Below are 16709 nucleotides of genomic sequence, written 5' to 3'. Positions count from 1 at the left end.
GCGCACCGGCTCAGCGCCGGCGGTGGACCAGGTCGAAGATCGGGCGGCCGGCGATCAACGCGCGGCGCTCGAACTTGGTCACCGGGCGGTGGGCCGGGCGGGGGGCGTAGTCGCCGTGCACGTCGACCAGCTCCGGGTCGCCGGTCAGCGTCTCGCGCATCGACTCGGCGTACTCGGCCCAGTCGGTGGCGCAGTGCAGCGTGCCGCCGGGGGCCAGGCGGGCGCGCAGCAGCGCCACGTGCGTCGGCTGGATGATCCGTCGCTTGTGGTGGCGGGCCTTCGGCCACGGGTCGGGGAAGAAGACGTGGACCGCGTCCAGCGAGCCCGCCGGCATCGCCCGGACCAGGTCCAGCGCGTCGCCCCGGGCCACCCGGACGTTGGCCAGCCCGTGCCGCTCGACCAGTTCCAGCAGGTTGGCGATTCCGGGCGTATGCACCTCTACCGCCAGATAGTGTCGGTCCGGGTCGGCGGCCGCCATCGCGGCGGTGGCGTCGCCCATGCCGGAACCGATCTCCAGCACCAGCGGCGCCCGCCGCCCGAACAGCGCCGTCGGATCGAACGGCCCGTCCAGGTCGGCGATCTCCAGGCCGTACGCGGACCAGAGCCGCGCCAGCGCGTCGCGCTGCCGGTCGCTCATCCGGCCGCGGCGCGGATGGAAGGTACGGATGCGGGCGGCGTGGGCCGGCGGGGTGGCGTTCTGGTCGGTGGTGGTCACAGCGACCCGAGCGTACGCGACCGCCGCCGCGGAACGGATGTGATGTGCGACCGGGAGTGAGAGGATTCATCCACGGCAGGACGGGCGGCCCGCCGACCGACACCGCCGACGCGACAGCTCCCGGTCGTGGCGCGGCGTCAGGCGCGCCGAGCGGGATTGTCGGACGACGGCTCCCGGTCGTGGCGCGGCGTCAGACGCGCCGAGCGGGAGTTGTCGGAGCGCGAAAGGGGTCATGGTGTCAGTCACGCGACGCGGGGCGATGCTGATCGTGGCCGCCGCCGTGTGCGCCGCCCCGCTGCTCGGCGCGGTCCCCGCCCTGGCCGCCCCGCCACCCGGCGCGCTCGTCGCCGGGCCGACCGATCCGCCGGATCAGGGCCAGCGGCAACCGGAGCCGGTCGACCTGGTCTTCGTCGAGGTCACCCCGAGCACGGTGCAGCCCGGTTTCCTGGTCGGCATCCGCGCGAGCTGCCGGGACAACTCGGTGCCGGCGATCGTGGTCTCCGACGCCTTCGGCCGGGTCCAGGTGCAGCCGCAGCGCGGGCTGCTCACCGCCTCGCCGATGGTCCGGGAGCGCACCCGTCCGGGCAACTACCGGGTCAAGCTGGAGTGTCCCAGCGGGCAGACCGCGTCGACCATGCTCCAGGTGGTCAAGGCCACGCCCAGCCGTACCGCCGCGCCGCCCAGCCGCGGGCCGGCGACCGGGTTCGGCGGCACGGCCGGGATCGGGCTCGGTGGGCTGCTGGTGCCGGTCGGGCTGGCGTTGACCGTCGCCGGTGCGGTGGTCGGCGTGGCGGCCGCCCGCCGGCCCCGGATGGCCCGCCGCTGACGCTCGCCATGACCGCGCACCCCGCCCCCCAGCCGGCCGCCCGGTCGGCGACCGGCACGGGGCGTAGACCGTGGTCCACGCCGCTCGCCGTGGTGCTGGTGCTGGTCGGGGTCTTCGCCACCGGGGCCGGGCTGGGCCGCACGGCCGCGCCGTTCGACTGGGTGGACGCGACCGCCGGGCCGACGCAGCGCGCCGACGAATCGGCGCGGGCGCCGGCGACGGCCAGCCGGCCGGTGAGCCTCGCCGTGCCGGCGATCAAGGTGACCGCACCGATCACCCCGGTCGGGCAGGCGAAGGACGGCTCGGTGGACGTACCGCCGCTGAGCCAGCACAACCAGACCGGCTGGTACGACCGCGGCCCGGTCCCGGGCGAGCCGGGCCGGGCGATCATCGTCGGGCACGTGGACACGAAGCGCGGCCCGGCGGTCTTCTACCACCTGCGCGAGCTCAAGCCGGGGGACCGGATCGAGGTGACCCGCGCCGACCACAGCGTCGTCACCTTCACCGTCGACACCGTCGAGCACTTCGACAAGGCCAACCTCCCCGCCGACCGGGTCTACGGCGACGACGGCCCGCCCGGGCTGCGCCTGATCACCTGCGGCGGCGAGTGGCTCGGCGGGCGGTCCGGCTACGCGGACAACGTCATCGCCTTCGCCTCGCTTGCCGGCACCCGCGAAACCTGACCGTCGCCCGATCAGCCCGGTGCCGGGGCACCGGACGCGTCGCCGCCACCGCCGCGGGACCGGCGGGCGATCGACGCGAGCGCGAACAGTTGGGCGGCCACCAGCAGCGTGACCGCGAGCAGCCACCACAGCCCGAGATCGGCGCGGATCGTGACGGCCAGCAGCGCGACGCCGACCAGCGCCAGGCCGGCCGCCAGCCGACCGGTCCGGCCGCGCAGGGCCCGCCGGTGCCGCCAGATCAGCCAGCCGACCGGCAGCCACGCGACCACCACGACGACCATCCCGACGAGGTCCGCCGCGGAGGGCCCGTGCGTACGGCTGAACGAGAACACCCGGGGCCCGGTGTCCGGCAGCGCGAGCAGCAGGCCACCCACGGCCGAGCCGACCAGCCAGCCGAGCAGGCGACTGCGCACCGGTGGACGCGTCATGCCGGCATCATGCCGTGCCCGGTCAACCGGTTCCGACCACCGGCCGCCACGGGCGCAGCGACACGACGGTCACGCCGGGAGTTGGTGGTTGGTGTCGGCTGCCATGATCCCGTACGGCCGCCGCGTCGACCCGGACGACGATCGCCGGCTCGCCGCCGCCGGGGCAGGGGCCCGGTAGGACGTCGGGTACCGCTGACCGCCCGCCTCTACGGACCCGGCGACATCACCGGCCTCGACACCCGCGGAGCTGCCGGGGTCAGCCCTTGCCGGGGACCTGCTGGACCACCTCGAACTCCAGCAGCGTGGCCCCCGTGGCGACCGGCTTGCGCGGCTCGCCGCCCGCGCCACCGGCGTGCGCGGCCCGGGACGGTCCTTGCGCCCAAGCCTGGTACGCCTCCTCGGACTCCCAACGGGTGTAGACGAAGTAGCGGTTCTCTCCGGCGACCGGGCGGAGCAGCTCGAAGCCGAGGAAACCGGGGGAGTTCTCCACCGCGCCGGCCCGGGCGGCGAACCGCTTCTCCAGCTCCTCGCCCGCGCCCGGCGGGACGTCGATCGCGTTGATCTTCACCACTGCCATGACTTCACCCTAACCAGCCGGGTGCCGCCTGACCGCGCCGCGCGGGCCGTCGGACACCACTTCGGGGATGTGGCGGCATCCCGGACCGCCGTCACCGCAACCTCGCCGACCTGGGCGGCAGCGCCGGGCTGGCCGGGCAGCGCCTGGCCGGGCAGCGCCGGGCTGGCCGGGGCGCCGAATTCAGAACGTCTCGACGGCCGGCACCAGGTCCGCGTCGACCACGATCGGCGCGTGGTCGGAGGGGCCCTTGCCCTTGCGCGCCTCCCGATCCACGTACGCGGAGCGGACCGCGCGGACGAATGGCGCGGAGGCGTACACCAGGTCGATCCGCATGCCCTTGTTCTGGTGGAACATGCCGGCCCGGTAGTCCCAGTAGGTGAACGGGTGCGGCCCCTTCATCGGGGTGGGCACCACGTCGCTGAGCCCGAGGTCGCGCAGCGCGGCCAGGGCGGCCCGCTCGGCCGGGGTGACGTGAGTGGAGGTGACGAAGAGCGTCGGATCCCAGACGTCGGCGTCGGTCGGGGCGACGTTGAAGTCGCCGCAGACCGCCAGCGGCAGGGCGCCGACCAGCTCGGACTCCAACGCGTCCCGCAGCGCCGCCAGCCAGGCCAGCTTGTAGGCGTAGTGCGGGTCGTCGGGGGACCGGCCGTTGGGCACGTACACCGACCAGACCCGCAGCCCGTCGCAGGTGGCCGAGAGGGCCCGGGCCTCGGGCAGGGGGAACCCCGGCTCGCCGGGGAAGCCGACCGCGACGTCGGCCAGCCCGACCCGGGACAGGATGGCCACCCCGTTCCACCGGCCGTCGCTGTGGCTGGCCGCCTCGTAGCCCAGCTCGCCCACCTCGGCGACCGGGAACGCCCCGTCGGGGCATTTGGTCTCCTGCAGGCAGACGACGTCGGGCTTGGTGGTGGCCAACCAGTCCAGCAGCCGGGGCAGCCGGGCCTTCACCGAATTGACGTTCCAGGTCGCCAGGCGCATGGGTCCAGCCTGCCGTATCACCGGCCGCCGCGCCGGGTCAGCGTTCCGGGGTGTCTCGCTGGTTCGTGGGTCGGGTCTGTTCGGCTGCCGAGTCAGCGTTCGGGCGTGTCTCGCTGGTTCGTGGTCGGGTCTGTTCGGCCGCCGGGTCAGCGTTCGGGCGTATCTCCTGGGCGGGTCTGCTCGGCGAGGAAACGCTCCAGTTCGGCGCCGAGCTCGTCGGCCGTGGGCAGTGGGCCGGTCTCGGCGGCCAGCAGGTTCTTCTGGCCGCGGCCCCGGGCGAACGTGTCGTACTGCTCCTCCAGGGCCTGGACCAGGGTCGCCGCCTCCTCGGTCTGGGCGACCTGGCGGTCGATCTCCACCCGGACCACCTCCGCGGCGGCCCGCAGGCCGTCCCGGGGCAGCAGCAGGCCGGTGCTGCGGGACACTGCGGCGAGCAGCGCCTCGGCGGCGGCCGGATACTCGGTCTGGGCGACGTAGTGCGGCACGTGCGCGGCGAAGCCGAGGGCATCGCGACCCTGCTCGCCGAGGCGGTATTCCAGCAGGTGGCCGACGCTGCCGGGCACCTGGACCCGCTGGAGCCACGGCTCGTAGCCGGCGATCAGCTCACGTCGGGTGGCGTGCGCGGTGACGCCGCTGGGCCGGGTGTGCGGCACCGCCATCGGGATGGAGTTGAGCCCGACGGTGAGCCGGACGTCGAGCCGGGTGGCCAGGCCGGCGACCGCGGCCACGAAGCGCTCCCACTGCAGGTCCGGCTCCGGGCCGGTGAGCAGCAGGAACGGGGTCTCGTCGTCGTCGCGCAGCAGGTGCAGCTCCAGCGCCGGGGCGTCGTAGTCGGCCCAGTGGTCCTCGGCGAAGGTCATCACCGGCCGGCGGGAGCGGTAGTCGAACATCTGGTCGATGTCGAAGCGGGCCACCGGCCGCGCCTCGAGGGAGGTGAGCAGCTGCTCCCGGGCCAGCCGGGTGGCGCTGCCGGCGTCGACGAAGCCGGTGAGCGCCTGGATCAGCACGGGTTGACCGAGGTCGGCCAGATCGTCGCTGAGTTCGTAGAGCTCGTGTGGGTCGAGCACCGGTTCGGACCTCCCTGGGAACGCGCGTACGGGTGCCGTGCGGGCACGACCATCCCGTTCGGCAAAACGTACCGGCTGGCGTGGTCCATTCCGTTACGGGCCGGCTGCACCCCGAAATAATGATCACGATTCGGCGACGGCGGGGAGCAGATCGGGGCGAATCCGCTGATCTTGCTCCATCGTCCGGGAAACGGCCGAATGGACGGTCGGCCGAAAGTACGAGTTAGTCGATCGTGGGCGGGCCTGCGGGCGTCGGCGAGGTTCCTGCCCGGGGCCACCCGCCTCGTCGCCGGCCGGAGGTTCTACCGTTCTGCGAGGGTTGGCCCGTCCTGATGTCGGCCCGGGCCGCACGTCGGATTTGGGCGGGGCAAAGTGTGGCGAGGGCCACGAGATCACCGTGGGTGATCAGCGGTCCTTCTGCCTAGCCTCGTCGAATGCGTGACGACGGCACCTTCGACGACCATCACGGCCTCGGCGGTTCGGCTGACCGTTCGGACGATACCCATTCCACCGTTCGGTCAACCGGTTCCCTGGAGCCGGCCGCCCCCCGACGCTTCCCCTTCGGCTTCCTGCGTACCCGCTTCGGGGACGCCGCTAACCCCCTCGCCCCCCGACCCGGCCGCACCAAGCTGGCGGTCGCCACCGGCGCGGTCTGCTGCCTCGGCCTGCTCGGCGTCAGCCAGGTCGGCGCCGACGCGGTCGACGGCTCGGCCACCCCCGCGCCATCCGAGGAGGTCGCCCAGCGGGCGGCCGCCGACGCCGCCTCCCGCGGCCTGACCCGCGAGACCCCCGCCGCCCCGACCCCCACCCCCGCCGCCTCGACCCCCACCCCGGTCGCCTCGACCGCCAACCCGGACACCACCCCGGCCACCAAGAAGCCGAAGCCCAAGCCCAAGCCCAAGCGGATCGTGCCGGTGGCCGGACTGGACCAGGACCAGATGGACAACGCCAAGGCCATCGTCCAGGCCGGCCGGGACATGGGCGTGCCCCGCCGGGGCCTGATCATCGCGGTGGCCACGGCCATGCAGGAGAGCAACCTCTACAACTACGCCAGCGGGGTGCTGCCCGAGTCGCAGAACTACCCGCACCAGGCCATCGGCTGGGACCACGACTCGGTCGGGCTGTTCCAGCAGCGCCCCAGCAGCGGCTGGGGGGCGGTGCGCGACCTGATGCAGCCCGCGTACGCCACGAGGCAGTTCCTCACCGCGCTGGTGCAGATCCCCGGCTGGCAGAACATGGCGCTCACCGATGCCGCCCAGGCCGTGCAGGTCTCCGCGTTCCCCTGGGCGTACGCCCAGCACGAGTGGCGGGCCACCGAGGTCGTCGACGCGATCCTGAACTGACCGGGCCGGTCGCCGACCACTGTGGACGCGTGCCGGAGGGTCGGCCCGGGTACCGGTGACTTGTCGGTCCCGGGTACACATGATGTGGGGACCGCGGACAGGAGGACGCCATGTCACCGTTGCAACGGATCGCCACCTTCCTGCGGTCGCCCCGCGGTCAGCAACTGGTCGAGCGTGGCCGGCGCGAGCTGGCCAAGCCGGAGAACCAGCATCGGCTCAGGCAGCTGCTCACCCGGCTGTCCCGCCGTCGCTGACCCGTACGCCCCCAAGCTCGACCACCGGGAGCCCCTCGTGACCGACTCACCCGTCGACGGCGGGTCCACCGTTCCCACGCCGCCGGCCGCGCCGCAGGACGCCCCCGACGCGCTGCCGGCCACGCTCTGGGACCGGATGCGGGACGACCCGCAGTACGCCCCCGAGCACCTGGCCCTGGAGGCCGTCCGCCGGCTCGGGCCGGAGGCGGCGCAGTGGGCCGCCCGGGAGCGCGCGCTGCGCCCCGACATCGTCGCCGACGAGCTGGCCGACCAGGCGATCCGCAGGTTCGTCAACCGGGCCCGGCTCTCCGGCGCGGTCTCCGGGGCGGCCGGGCTCCCCGGCGCGGTGATCGACGTCGGGGTGCTGGCCTGGACCCAGGCCCGGCTGGTCCTGCACGTGGCGGCCGCGCACGGCGTCGATCCGACGCATCCCGACCGGGCCGCCGACCTGCTCGTGCTGCAGAAGGTGCACAAGGTCGCCGAGAGCGCCCGGCTCGCGCTCGGGGTGGCCGCGGGGCGGGAGCGCGCCGGGGCACTGTTCGGCATGGCCGGGGAGCGCCCGCTCGGCAAGGTGATGCTCCAGCTGGGCGTACGGCTGGCCCGGATGGCCGGGGTACGCGCGGCCAAGCGGTTCTTCGCCAAGCTCGTCCCCGGTGCCGCGATCATCCTCGGCACCTGGGCCAACTCGTCGGCCACCAAGGACCTCGCCGACCGGTCCCGGGCCCTCTACCGGGGCGGCGCGCGGCGCCTGCCGGAGCAGCGCCAACCCTGACCGGGACGCCTCGTTCACGGCAGCGTGCTACCGCCGCCACGGAGCGGGGTGGCCGTGCAGCCACCAGTGCAGGACCCGGGTGATCCGGGGCAACACCAGATAGGTCATGAGCGGGGTCAGGCAGAGCGTCATCAGCAGCGTCCGCACCGCGAGCGGCACGTCGGCGACGAACCGGGCGGTGAGCAGGGTCGCGGTGAGGCTCAGCGGGAAGAACGCCAGCCAGATGGTCACCGCCTGCTTCCACCGGGGCGGGCTGGGCGGCCCGGCCGGCGCGGCCTCGGCCCCGGTGATCGTCTCCACCACGTGGTCCACCGGCGGATCGAACCAGCCCTCGATGCCGGTGCGGCGCTCGACCCGGGTGTGCTCGACGATGCCCTGCGCCGAACTCAGCCACCAGTGCCGCTGCGGCGACTCCTCCCAGCGGCGCAGCGTCTCGTCGTCGGCGAACCGGTACATCACATGCCACTCGGGCGACCCGGGCGCGCTCTGCACGAAACCCGCGCCGAGGAAGCCGGGGAAGCCCTCCGCCAGCGCCGTGCCGGCCCGCATCCACGCCACCATCTCGCCGGTACGCGCGGGATCGGCGCGTCGGGCGACGGCGACGGTCACCGGCACCGCCTGGATCATGGTCATGCCCCCCATCCTTCCCACCGCCGTCCGGATCGGCCCGGTCACGGCGTAGGGGTGTAACGCAACCCACCGGCGCTCGCATCCGCGGCATGCCCGTCCGGTGGCCGGCATCACCGCGTCATCTCCGCTCGGGACCGGGAAACTCGCAGAACCGGCATCCGGCGGGCGGCGGCGGGTCGGTTAGCCCCGTCCGTGCCGGGGTAGCCCGAAGGAATGACGCGATCACAGCCGCGCCGCCGGATCAACGCCGCGTACAGCGCGTTGAACCTGCGGCTCGTGCTCGCCACCTTCGGGTTGGTGATCATGACCTTCTTCGCAGTGGTGGCGTTCTGGGCCCACGTGGCCTGGCTGGGCGTCGTCTGCGCGCTCCTCGCCGTCGTGGCCGTGGTCGACCTGGTCGTCATCCAGCGCCGTCGCGCCGCCCGCCGCCGTGAGGAACCGGGCGTGCGGCACTCACTGTTCGAGTGACAGGAGCCCGCCATGTCCATCGCCACCACCAATCCCGCCACCGGACAGGTGCTCAAGACGTACGACCCGATGTCGGACGAACAGGTCGACGCCGCCATCGAGCGGGCCGACCTGGCCTTCCGGCAGCTGCACGGCACCACCATCGCGGAGCGCGGCCGGTGGCTCATCGCCGCAGCCGAGCTGCTCGAGGCCGAGCGGGACGAGACCGCCCGGCTGATGACCACCGAGATGGGCAAGACGTACGCCGCGGCCCGGGCCGAGGTGACCAAGTGCGCCGCGGCCTGCCGGTTCTACGCCGCCAAGGCCCCCGAGATGCTCGCCGACGAGCCGGCCGACGCCGGCGCGGTCAAGGCGAAGCGGGCCTACGTCCGCTACCAGCCGATCGGGCCGGTGCTCGCGGTGATGCCGTGGAACTTCCCGCTGTGGCAGGTGATGAGGTTCGCCGCGCCGGCCCTGATGGCCGGCAACACCGGCCTGCTCAAGCACGCCTCCAACGTGCCACAGGCCGCCCTCTACCTGGAGGACCTGTTCCGCCGGGCCGGCTTTCCCGAGGGCGCGTTCACCACCCTGCTGGTCGGCTCGGAGGCGGTGGACCGGATCCTCAGCGACCCGCGGGTCCGCGCGGCCACCCTCACCGGCAGCGAGGTCGCCGGCCGCTCGATCGCCCGGATCGCCGGTCGGGAGCTGAAGAAGACCGTGCTGGAGCTGGGCGGCAGCGACCCGTTCGTGGTGATGCCCTCGGCCGACCTGGACCGCGCCGCCGAGGTGGCCACCACCGCCCGCTGTCAGAACAACGGCCAGTCCTGCATCGCCGCCAAGCGGTTCATCGTGCACACCGACGTCTTCGACGCCTTCGCCGAGAAGTTCACCACGCGGATGGCGGCGTTGACGGTCGGCGACCCGATGGACGAGGGCACCGACGTCGGCCCGCTGGCCACCGACCGCGGCCGGGACGAGGTGCACGCCCAGGTGCGGGACGCGATGGACAAGGGCGCGCGCGTCCTGTGCGGCGGCGAGCTGCCCTCCGGGGACGGCTGGTACTACCCCCCGACCGTGGTCACCGACCTGCGGCCGGAGATGCGGATGTGGTCCGAGGAGGTCTTCGGGCCGGTCGCCGGCCTCTTCCGGGTGTCGTCGTACGAGGAGGCGATCGAGGTCGCCAACGGCACCCACTTCGGCCTCGGCTCGAACGCCTGGACCACCGACCCGGCCGAGCAGGAGCGCTTCGCCACCGACCTGGACGCCGGCAACGTGTTCATCAACGGGATGACCACCTCCTACCCCCAGCTGCCGTTCGGCGGGGTGAAGAACTCCGGCTACGGCCGGGAGCTCTCGGCGCTGGGCATGCGGGAGTTCTGCAACATCAAGACGGTCTGGCTCGGCGAGGGCGAGGCCGGCCCCGGCGCGGGCGCGCACTCCGAGTAGCCGGGACCGCGATGGGGTGCCGGTATCGCCCCCGCCGTGGAATTCCGGACTTCGGCGTGATCACGCCGGTAACCGGGGCCGCCTAGGCTCCTACCTCATGGAACCGCTCATCGAGGTCGTGCTCTTCCTCGCGATCGCGACGTTCGGCGCGGCGCTGGCCCGACGGCTGGGTCTGCTCGCGCCGATCCTGCTGGTCGTGCTCGGCCTCGTGCTCTCCTTCGTGCCGGGCTTCCCGCACGTCCGGCTCGACCCGAACCTGGTGCTGGTGGGCATCCTGCCGCCGCTGCTCTACGTGGCGGCCCTGGAGACGTCGGTGCCCGCGTTCCGGCTCAACCTGCGGCCGATCCTGCTGCTCGCGGTCGGGCTGGTCATCTTCTCCGCGTTCGTGGTGGGCACCGTGGTGCACCTGTTCCGGCCCGACCTGCCGTACTCGATCTGCCTGGCCCTCGGCGCGGTGGTGGCGCCGCCCGACGCGGTGGCCGCCACCGCGGTGGCGCGCCGGGTCGGCCTGCCCCGCCGCATCGTGACCATTCTCGAGGGGGAGAGCCTGGTCAACGACGCCACCGCGCTGGTGCTGCTGCGGGTGGCGATCGTCGCGGCCACCACGGCGACCGGCGGGATCGGCGTCGGGGACGTGGCCCGGGAGGTGCTGGTGGCCGCCGGCGGCGGGGTCCTGGTCGGGCTGCTCGGCGTGGTGGTCTTCGGCTTCCTGCACAAGCGGATCACCGACCCGGTGCTGGACAACGCGCTGTCGCTGATCGTGCCGTTCGCGGTGGTCTTCGCCGCCGAGGAGATCCACGCCTCCGGCGTCATGGCGGTGGTGGTGACCGGGCTGGGCATCGGTCACAAGATGCCGCTGCTGATGTCCGCCGCCTCCCGGCTCCAGGTCGACGCGTTCTGGCGGCTGATCCGGTTCCTGCTGGAGGGGCTGGTCTTCCTGCTGGTCGGGCTCCAGTTGCGCGAGGTGGTGCGCGGCCTGGACGAGCCGCTCGGCTTCCTGGTCGGGATCACGGCCGCGGTGCTGCTCGCCGTCTTCCTGGCCCGGTTCGTCTGGATCTTCCCGGCCACCTATCTGGGCCGGCTGGTGCCCCGGGCCCGCCAACGGGACCCGGCGCCGCCGGTGCAATTCCCGATCGTCATCGGCTGGGCCGGGATGCGCGGTGTGGTCACCCTCGCCGCCGCCCTCGCCCTGCCGCTCACCCTGGCCGGCGGGCGCGCCTACCCGCGACAGCTGTTCATCTGGCTCGCCTTCGCGGTGATCGTGGTGACCCTGGTCGCGCAGGGCGCCACCCTGCCGGCGGTGGCCCGCCGGGCCAAGCTGCCGCCGGACGACCCGGTGCAGGACGCCCTCTCCGCCGCCGCCGTGCAGCAGCAGGCCGGCCGGGCCGCCCGGGAACGCCTGGACAAGCTGGCCGAGGGGGCGCCCGCGGCGGTCGTCGAGCGGCTGCGCGGGCTGGTGCAGAGCCGCACCAATCTGGCCTGGGAACAGCTGGGCGGCACCGCGAAGGAGACCCCGTCCGAGGCGTACGGTCGGCTGCGGCAGGAGATGATCGATGCCGAGCGGGAGGTCTTCCGGGCTGCCCGCGACACCGGGAAGATCCCCCAGGAGGTGCTGGTCCGCGCCTATCGCGACCTGGACCTGGAGGAGTCGTTGCTGCGACGGGAGACTGACTGATGAGCTGTGCGCACCTGGCCGAGGCGGGCGACGCGGCGCCGGCGACCACGACCGAGTGCCCGGACTGCGTGGCCATCGGCAACGCCGACTGGGTACACCTGCGATCCTGCCTGGCCTGCGGGCACGTCGGCTGCTGCGACTCCTCGCCGTACCAGCACGCCACGAAGCACTTCGAGGGCAGCGGGCACCCGGTGATGCGCTCGGTCCAGCCCGGGGAGTCGTGGCGCTGGTGCTTCGTGGACGAGGAGATCGGCTGAGCGAGCTCGTCAGCCGAGCCGGCGTTCCAGCACCTGGCCCGGCCACGGCGGGCGGCCCGGCCGGTCGACCGTGAACGGGTCGGTGGCGGTGAAGCCGCAGCTCTCGTAGAAGCCGACCAGCGCCCGGTCGTCGCCGCCGTAGCAGTCCACCCGCAGCAGCCCCAGGCCACGGTCGCGGGCCAGTTCCGCCGCGTACGCCAGCAGCCGGGCCCCGATCCCGTGGCCCGCGTACGCCCGGTCCGAGACCAGCAGGTTGACGTACAGCTCCGGCTCGGTGGCCGGTGGCACGTACTCGGTGGCCGCCCCCACCACCAGGGCACCCACCGGGGTGTCGCCGAGTCCGGCCAGGTAGAGCCCGCCGCTGGTCGCCCACGCGTCGGCCTGGGCGATCCGGCGCGGATCGCGCGACGCGGGCTCGGTGCCCCACTGGCCGGTCCGGCCGCGCGCCGCCAGCCAGGCCGTGGCGCTGTCGAGCAGCCGCAGCACGGTGCGGGCGTCGCCGGGCCCGCCCGGGCGGATGGTGAGGGTCGGCTGGTCCGTCATGCCGGCCATGCTGCTACACCGGTCAGCCGGCATGACCGGCCGGGGTGCGGGCCGCGCCCGCCGCGTCGGGGGCCGGTCGGGTGACCAGGGCCCACCGGGTCAGCGCCGGGGTGGCCAGGCCGACCACGGCGAAGAGCGCGGCGACCGCCACCCAGCCGGGCGGCCCACCATCGAGCACCAGCAGCGCCAGCAACGCCGGACCGAGCGCCCGGGACAGCCCGGCGAGCAGCCCGTCCGCCCCCTGGTAGGCGCCGATCGCGTCCGGCGGGGCCAGCCCGTACGCCAGGCCCGCCCCGGCGCTGCCGTGCCACAGGTCACCGGCGGTGTAGACCGCGGTGGCGACCAGCAGCAGCGCGACCGACGCGGCGGGCGGCAGGCCGGCGGTCACCGCGTACAGCAACATGGCCACGGCCAGCACCAGCCCGGCGCGGCGCATCGACCGGGCCGCCCCGACGGCGTCGTCCGCGCCGCGGGCCAGCCGCACCGCGAGCAGCACGGACAGCGCCGTGTTGGTCAGCAGCACCGCCGACACCACCGGCGGCGGGGCGCCGGCCCGGCTCACCGTCCACAGCGGCACCACCAGGGTGAGCACCGTCCAGTGCAGGCTGAGTACGGCCGACGCCCCGCTCACCGCGAGGAACCGCCCGTCGCGCAGCGCCCGCCCCCGGCGCGGCCGCCCGCCCGCCCGGTCACCGGCCGCCGGCGGGCAGGCCGGCAGCCGCAGCAACAGCGCCGCCGACAGCAGATAGGTGACCGCGTCGCCGACCACAAGCAGTTGGTACGCCCGGTGGGTGTCCGCGGCCAGCGCGAGCCCGGCCAGCCCGGCCCCCACGGCGATGCCCAGGTTCGCGACCGCGCGCAGGGTGGCGAAGGCGCGTACCCGGCCCTGTGGCCCGGCCACCGCGGCGACCAGCGCGGCGCGGACTGCCAGGTTGCCGGAGGTGAGCAGCGCGTCGAGTACCGCCACCGCGAGGAACACCGGAAACGAGCCGACCAGCAGGTACGCGGCGGCGACGGCGGCCTGGCCCAGCTGCAGGACCGCGCGCAGCGTACGCGGATCCCACCGGTCGGCCAGCGCGCCGAGCGGCACGCTGGCGGTGAGCCCGACCAGCCCGGCGACGGTGAGCCCGGCGCCGACCGAGGCGGGGGAGAGCCCGACGTCGCGGGTCAGGTAGAGCGCGGCGCCGGCCAGCCACAACCCCGAGCCGACGGTGTTGGCCAGGGTGGCCAGCGAGAGGGTGCGCAGCGGCCCCGGCGGCGGGATCGGCGAGACCCCGGCACCCATCAGCGCAGGTCCGTCCCCGGCACAACCACGGACAGCATGTCGTCGATGCCCTTGGTCACCCGCCCGGACCGGGGTGCGGCGGCGCGCACGGCGTCCGGATCGATGGTGATGTCCCCGTTGACGGTCATGAGGCCGACCCTAGGCAGGGCCGGGTGGGACCGGTGGCCCCGAAATGCGCGACACCGGTCACATCGGACGGGCGGCTATCCTCCCGGCCCGCTCCCAGGGCGCCGGCACCCGGACCGCCGCCATGCCCGCCGCCGTCGCGGCCCGGATGCCCAGCTCGGTGTCCTCGAAGACCAGGCAGTCCGCCGGGGCCACGCCGAGCCGCTGCGCGGCGAGCAGGAACGCCTCCGGGTCGGGCTTGGGCCGCGCGTAGTCCCCGGCGCACACGAGCTCCTCGAACCGGTCGAGCAGACCCAGCGTCGCGAGCGAGGCGGTGACCCCTGCCCGGGTGCTGCCGGACACCACCGCGAACGGGATCCGCCCGTGGTCGGCCTCGATGTGCGCCAGCACCTCCGGCACGGCGGTCAGGTCGGGCAGCGACCGCTCGTACAGCTCCTCCTGGCGCCGCACGACCGTCTCGACCGGCATGGCCAGCCCGTGCCGCTCGTTGAGCGTGGCGACGATGTCGGCGATGGGCCGGCCGCCCCAGGCGTAGAACAGCTCCTCGGGGAACTCGCAGCCCCACTCGTCCAGCGCCGCACACCACGCCGCGTAGTGCAGCGGCATCGAGTCGGCGATGGTGCCGTCGCAGTCGAACAGGTACGCGCGGAAGTCGCCGGGCGGCAGGGGCAGCAGCATGGCCGCAGCCTACGGCGCGGAGGTGGAAAAGCGCTGGCCGGGGCGGCCTGCGCTCTGGTTGGCTCCGGCGCTGTGGAACGAACCAGGATGGCCCGGGCCGACGAGTTGACCGAGGTGCAGCGGATCGAGGTGGCCTCCGGTGCGCCGTTCCGGAAGGTCGGGATGGCCGACGTGGCCGACATGCCACCGCTGCCGCTGGACGTGCTCGCCGACCGCCAGCGGGCCGGCCGGGTCTGGGTGGCGGTGAACACGGGGGACCGGCCGGTCGCCTTCGTGGTGGTCGATCTGGTGGACGGCTGCGCGCACGTCGAGCAGCTCAGCGTCGACCCGGCGTACGCCCGGCGGGGGATCGGGCGGGGACTGCTCGACCACGTCGCCGGGTGGGCCGCCGCGCGTGGGCTGCCGGCGTTGACCCTGACCACCTTCCGGAGTGTGCCGTGGAACGGGCCGTACTACACGCGCTGCGGGTTCCGGGAGCTGACCGGCGCGGAGGTCACGCCGGGACTGGCCGGGCTGCTGGCGGCCGAGGCGGCGCTGGGGCTGGACCCGGCCGAGCGGATCGCCATGCGTCGGCCCGTCGCCTAGTCGGCGTCAGCCGGGCGCCCCGGTGACGAGGCGTTCGGTGGCCAGGCAGGAGACCAGGCAGCGTTCCTTGGCGTCGCCGGTCAGCCGGGCGGTCCAGTCGGTGAGGCCGCCGTCGCCGACCTCCCACGCGCCGTCGTCGAGGGTGAGTCGCAGCGCGCAGCCGCGGTAGTAGCCCCGCCCGCGCCGCCGCTCCGGCTCGTCGCGCAGCGGGATGCCGTCGGCGGCGAGGGCCGGGCGGACGGTGTCGGCCAGCCGTTCGCCGAGGACCGCGTCGTCCAGGACCGTGACGTGCAGCCCGGGCGCGGCCGACCGGGCCAGCTCGGCAAGAACCGCCCGCCACCAGGCCAGGTGCCGGACCAGCAGCCGCGCCTCGGTCCGCCCCGAACCGGTGTCCCGGGCGCTGGACACCAGCGTGAAGAGCCGGAAGTGCGCGGCGGCGCCGGGGCCGAAGTCCTGTGCCCGGAGCACCCGGTGCACGGCGGCCAGGTGCACCTCACCGGTCCGGGGCTGCCGTTGCCGGCGCGCCGCCGCCTCGACGGCTAGGGCGTTGGTCGGGTCGCTGACCACCTCCGCGCCGCGCATGGTGGTGACGATCCGGTTCTGGCTGACGGGCGCGACGGCGGAGCAGCTGCCCAGCGGGACGACCGGCGACAGTTCGACGCCGGCCACGTCGGCCGGCAGCAGCTCCCACAGCCGCGTCTCCAGTCGGGCGAGCACGCGCGGGTCCACCTCGGACGGGCGGACCAGCCGGTCCTCCCGCCAGCGCCGCAGCACATCCGCCGGGCGCACCGCCGCCGCGCGGTCGCGGGCCACGGTCAGCAGCAGCGTCCGCAGGTCCGCCGCGGGCAGGCCGGCCAGCGCGGCCCGCGTCCCAGCGGGCAGCGCCGCCCACACCCGGCGTTCCGCGCCGGCAAGCTCGTCCGGGTCCATGACCGCCACCATCGCGTACGTGCCGTGGCGCGTCCACCGGGTTTGTTCAGTGGGCGCCGCCCAGGTTGAGCACCACCACGCCGGCGATCACGAGACCGGCGCCGGCCACCTTGGCGACGCTGAGCGGCTCACCCAGGAAGGTCGCGCCGATCGCCATGATCGCCGCGGTGCCGAGGCCGGACCAGATGGCGTACGCGACGCCGACCGGGATCTCCTTCACCGCCAGGGCGAGCAGCCCGAACGACGACACGTACGCCACCGCCAGGCCGAGCGTGGGCCAGAGCCGGGTGAAGCCGTCGGTGGCCTTGAGCAGGCTGGTGCCGATCACCTCGGCGGTGATCGCGGCCAGCAGAAACAGGTACGCCATGCGGGGACGGTACCGGCTGGGTTCTGTCGTCCCCTACAGTGTCGGTCGCCGATGGGATTGTGAACCAGGGCGTTCGTAGCCACGAGTGGGGGAAGCA

At 74.3% G+C, this 16709-nt stretch carries 22 protein-coding genes; 10 read left to right on the top strand and 12 right to left on the bottom strand.

Translation table 11 applies throughout. The features are described 5' to 3' along the window. Positions 1 to 10: 10 nt before the first annotated feature. Positions 11 to 715, bottom strand: a complete 705-nt coding sequence (gene trmB / locus ABZ783_RS22040; protein WP_357441257.1) for a tRNA (guanosine(46)-N7)-methyltransferase TrmB — start codon at positions 713 to 715, stop codon at positions 11 to 13. Positions 716 to 947: 232 nt separating this feature from the next. On the opposite strand from trmB, the gene ABZ783_RS22035 reads away from it, so the two are divergent. Then, a complete protein-coding gene (locus ABZ783_RS22035) occupies positions 948 to 1541 on the top strand; it encodes a hypothetical protein (protein WP_357441255.1) in 594 nt (197 codons plus the stop codon). An 8-nt stretch (positions 1542 to 1549) separates the two neighbouring features. After that, positions 1550 to 2224: a class F sortase gene (locus ABZ783_RS22030; protein WP_357441253.1), complete on the top strand. Its 675-nt coding sequence runs from the start codon at positions 1550 to 1552 to the stop codon at positions 2222 to 2224. An 11-nt stretch (positions 2225 to 2235) separates the two neighbouring features. Here ABZ783_RS22030 and ABZ783_RS22025 read toward each other — a convergent pair whose 3' ends face one another. From ABZ783_RS22025 to ABZ783_RS22010, 4 genes are all read right to left on the bottom strand, one after another. Continuing rightward, on the bottom strand, positions 2236 to 2652 hold the full coding sequence (locus ABZ783_RS22025) for a hypothetical protein (RefSeq protein WP_357441251.1): 417 nt from the start codon (positions 2650 to 2652) through the stop codon (positions 2236 to 2238). A gap of 256 nt (positions 2653 to 2908) precedes the next feature. Then, positions 2909 to 3229: an antibiotic biosynthesis monooxygenase gene (locus tag ABZ783_RS22020; protein WP_357441249.1), complete on the bottom strand. Its 321-nt coding sequence runs from the start codon at positions 3227 to 3229 to the stop codon at positions 2909 to 2911. Positions 3230 to 3409: 180 nt separating this feature from the next. Continuing rightward, positions 3410 to 4207, bottom strand: coding sequence for an exodeoxyribonuclease III (locus tag ABZ783_RS22015; RefSeq protein WP_357441247.1), 798 nt, complete (start codon positions 4205 to 4207; stop codon positions 3410 to 3412). Between the two features lie 146 nt (positions 4208 to 4353). Then, the gene (locus ABZ783_RS22010; protein ID WP_357441245.1) at positions 4354 to 5274 is read right to left on the bottom strand and encodes a PAC2 family protein; all 921 of its coding nucleotides are present in this window, start codon (positions 5272 to 5274) and stop codon (positions 4354 to 4356) included. Between the two features lie 434 nt (positions 5275 to 5708). On the opposite strand from ABZ783_RS22010, the gene ABZ783_RS22005 reads away from it, so the two are divergent. The 3 genes from ABZ783_RS22005 to ABZ783_RS21995 all read left to right on the top strand — a co-directional run bounded on the left by ABZ783_RS22005 (position 5709) and on the right by ABZ783_RS21995 (position 7643). Then, positions 5709 to 6617, top strand: a complete 909-nt coding sequence (locus ABZ783_RS22005; protein ID WP_357441243.1) for a peptidase M23 — start codon at positions 5709 to 5711, stop codon at positions 6615 to 6617. A gap of 110 nt (positions 6618 to 6727) precedes the next feature. Continuing rightward, positions 6728 to 6871, top strand: coding sequence for a hypothetical protein (locus ABZ783_RS22000; protein ID WP_357441241.1), 144 nt, complete (start codon positions 6728 to 6730; stop codon positions 6869 to 6871). Positions 6872 to 6908: 37 nt separating this feature from the next. Then, positions 6909 to 7643: an EcsC family protein gene (locus ABZ783_RS21995; protein ID WP_357441238.1), complete on the top strand. Its 735-nt coding sequence runs from the start codon at positions 6909 to 6911 to the stop codon at positions 7641 to 7643. Between the two features lie 27 nt (positions 7644 to 7670). Here the strand turns inward: ABZ783_RS21995 and ABZ783_RS21990 are convergent, their stop codons facing one another. Next, positions 7671 to 8276 (bottom strand): antibiotic biosynthesis monooxygenase, encoded by a 606-nt coding sequence (locus tag ABZ783_RS21990; protein ID WP_357441235.1) that lies wholly within the window; start codon positions 8274 to 8276, stop codon positions 7671 to 7673. A 210-nt stretch (positions 8277 to 8486) separates the two neighbouring features. Here ABZ783_RS21990 and ABZ783_RS21985 point away from each other — a divergent pair, with 210 nt between their 5' ends. The 4 genes from ABZ783_RS21985 (at position 8487) to ABZ783_RS21970 (ending at position 12098) form a co-directional block, all read left to right on the top strand. Continuing rightward, positions 8487 to 8741, top strand: coding sequence for a DUF6343 family protein (locus tag ABZ783_RS21985; protein WP_357441233.1), 255 nt, complete (start codon positions 8487 to 8489; stop codon positions 8739 to 8741). A gap of 12 nt (positions 8742 to 8753) precedes the next feature. Continuing rightward, entirely contained in the window at positions 8754 to 10166 is a 1413-nt protein-coding gene (locus ABZ783_RS21980; RefSeq protein WP_357441231.1) for an NADP-dependent succinic semialdehyde dehydrogenase, read from the top strand. Positions 10167 to 10263: 97 nt separating this feature from the next. After that, positions 10264 to 11841: a Na+/H+ antiporter gene (locus ABZ783_RS21975; RefSeq protein WP_357441229.1), complete on the top strand. Its 1578-nt coding sequence runs from the start codon at positions 10264 to 10266 to the stop codon at positions 11839 to 11841. After that, a complete protein-coding gene (locus tag ABZ783_RS21970) occupies positions 11841 to 12098 on the top strand; it encodes a UBP-type zinc finger domain-containing protein (protein ID WP_357441227.1) in 258 nt (85 codons plus the stop codon). The genes ABZ783_RS21975 and ABZ783_RS21970 overlap by 1 nt, the downstream gene beginning before the upstream one ends. Positions 12099 to 12107: 9 nt before the next feature. Here the strand turns inward: ABZ783_RS21970 and ABZ783_RS21965 are convergent, their stop codons facing one another. From ABZ783_RS21965 to ABZ783_RS21950, 4 genes are read right to left on the bottom strand one after another with little or no spacing between them, the layout of a single operon-like run. After that, positions 12108 to 12641: a GNAT family N-acetyltransferase gene (locus tag ABZ783_RS21965; protein ID WP_357441225.1), complete on the bottom strand. Its 534-nt coding sequence runs from the start codon at positions 12639 to 12641 to the stop codon at positions 12108 to 12110. Positions 12642 to 12663: 22 nt separating this feature from the next. Then, a complete protein-coding gene (locus ABZ783_RS21960) occupies positions 12664 to 13926 on the bottom strand; it encodes an MFS transporter (protein ID WP_357441222.1) in 1263 nt (420 codons plus the stop codon). Next, positions 13926 to 14054 (bottom strand): hypothetical protein, encoded by a 129-nt coding sequence (locus ABZ783_RS21955; RefSeq protein ID WP_357441220.1) that lies wholly within the window; start codon positions 14052 to 14054, stop codon positions 13926 to 13928. Before ABZ783_RS21955 ends, ABZ783_RS21960 begins: the two co-directional genes overlap by 1 nt. A gap of 58 nt (positions 14055 to 14112) precedes the next feature. Further along, positions 14113 to 14730: an HAD family phosphatase gene (locus ABZ783_RS21950; protein ID WP_357441218.1), complete on the bottom strand. Its 618-nt coding sequence runs from the start codon at positions 14728 to 14730 to the stop codon at positions 14113 to 14115. Positions 14731 to 14802: 72 nt separating this feature from the next. On the opposite strand from ABZ783_RS21950, the gene ABZ783_RS21945 reads away from it, so the two are divergent. Further along, positions 14803 to 15315 carry a GNAT family N-acetyltransferase gene (locus ABZ783_RS21945; protein ID WP_357441216.1) on the top strand — a complete coding sequence of 171 codons (513 nt, stop codon included), beginning with the start codon at positions 14803 to 14805 and terminating at the stop codon, positions 15313 to 15315. A 6-nt stretch (positions 15316 to 15321) separates the two neighbouring features. Here the strand turns inward: ABZ783_RS21945 and ABZ783_RS21940 are convergent, their stop codons facing one another. Together ABZ783_RS21940 and ABZ783_RS21935 are read right to left on the bottom strand one after the other, a co-directional pair. After that, positions 15322 to 16245, bottom strand: coding sequence for a hypothetical protein (locus tag ABZ783_RS21940; RefSeq protein WP_357441214.1), 924 nt, complete (start codon positions 16243 to 16245; stop codon positions 15322 to 15324). 46 nt (positions 16246 to 16291) lie between these two features. Then, the gene (locus ABZ783_RS21935; protein WP_073839592.1) at positions 16292 to 16612 is read right to left on the bottom strand and encodes a multidrug efflux SMR transporter; all 321 of its coding nucleotides are present in this window, start codon (positions 16610 to 16612) and stop codon (positions 16292 to 16294) included. Positions 16613 to 16709: the final 97 nt, after the last annotated feature.

Origin of the sequence: Micromonospora sp. NPDC047738 (assembly GCF_040642675.1) — a bacterium.
GTDB lineage: Bacteria > Actinomycetota > Actinomycetes > Mycobacteriales > Micromonosporaceae > Micromonospora.
The sequence above is the reverse complement of the archived record's forward strand: the minus strand, read 5'-3'. Positions and strand labels throughout refer to the sequence as shown.

What these genes read in the sequence shown, in the direction of transcription:
- ABZ783_RS22035 (WP_357441255.1), top strand. Translation starts at nt 948, where the DNA reads ATGGTGTCAGTCACGCGACGCGGGGCGATGCTGATCGTGGCCGCCGCC.
- ABZ783_RS22030 (WP_357441253.1), top strand. Translation starts at nt 1,550, where the DNA reads ATGACCGCGCACCCCGCCCCCCAGCCGGCCGCCCGGTCGGCGACCGGC.
- ABZ783_RS22025 (WP_357441251.1), bottom strand. Translation starts at nt 2,652, where the DNA reads ATGACGCGTCCACCGGTGCGCAGTCGCCTGCTCGGCTGGCTGGTCGGC.
- ABZ783_RS22020 (WP_357441249.1), bottom strand. Translation starts at nt 3,229, where the DNA reads ATGGCAGTGGTGAAGATCAACGCGATCGACGTCCCGCCGGGCGCGGGC.
- ABZ783_RS22015 (WP_357441247.1), bottom strand. Translation starts at nt 4,207, where the DNA reads ATGCGCCTGGCGACCTGGAACGTCAATTCGGTGAAGGCCCGGCTGCCC.
- ABZ783_RS22005 (WP_357441243.1), top strand. Translation starts at nt 5,709, where the DNA reads ATGCGTGACGACGGCACCTTCGACGACCATCACGGCCTCGGCGGTTCG.
- ABZ783_RS22000 (WP_357441241.1), top strand. Translation starts at nt 6,728, where the DNA reads ATGTCACCGTTGCAACGGATCGCCACCTTCCTGCGGTCGCCCCGCGGT.
- ABZ783_RS21990 (WP_357441235.1), bottom strand. Translation starts at nt 8,276, where the DNA reads ATGACCATGATCCAGGCGGTGCCGGTGACCGTCGCCGTCGCCCGACGC.
- ABZ783_RS21985 (WP_357441233.1), top strand. Translation starts at nt 8,487, where the DNA reads ATGACGCGATCACAGCCGCGCCGCCGGATCAACGCCGCGTACAGCGCG.
- ABZ783_RS21980 (WP_357441231.1), top strand. Translation starts at nt 8,754, where the DNA reads ATGTCCATCGCCACCACCAATCCCGCCACCGGACAGGTGCTCAAGACG.
- ABZ783_RS21975 (WP_357441229.1), top strand. Translation starts at nt 10,264, where the DNA reads ATGGAACCGCTCATCGAGGTCGTGCTCTTCCTCGCGATCGCGACGTTC.
- ABZ783_RS21970 (WP_357441227.1), top strand. Translation starts at nt 11,841, where the DNA reads ATGAGCTGTGCGCACCTGGCCGAGGCGGGCGACGCGGCGCCGGCGACC.
- ABZ783_RS21965 (WP_357441225.1), bottom strand. Translation starts at nt 12,641, where the DNA reads ATGACGGACCAGCCGACCCTCACCATCCGCCCGGGCGGGCCCGGCGAC.
- ABZ783_RS21960 (WP_357441222.1), bottom strand. Translation starts at nt 13,926, where the DNA reads ATGGGTGCCGGGGTCTCGCCGATCCCGCCGCCGGGGCCGCTGCGCACC.
- ABZ783_RS21955 (WP_357441220.1), bottom strand. Translation starts at nt 14,054, where the DNA reads ATGACCGTCAACGGGGACATCACCATCGATCCGGACGCCGTGCGCGCC.
- ABZ783_RS21950 (WP_357441218.1), bottom strand. Translation starts at nt 14,730, where the DNA reads ATGCTGCTGCCCCTGCCGCCCGGCGACTTCCGCGCGTACCTGTTCGAC.
- ABZ783_RS21940 (WP_357441214.1), bottom strand. Translation starts at nt 16,245, where the DNA reads ATGGACCCGGACGAGCTTGCCGGCGCGGAACGCCGGGTGTGGGCGGCG.
- ABZ783_RS21935 (WP_073839592.1), bottom strand. Translation starts at nt 16,612, where the DNA reads ATGGCGTACCTGTTTCTGCTGGCCGCGATCACCGCCGAGGTGATCGGC.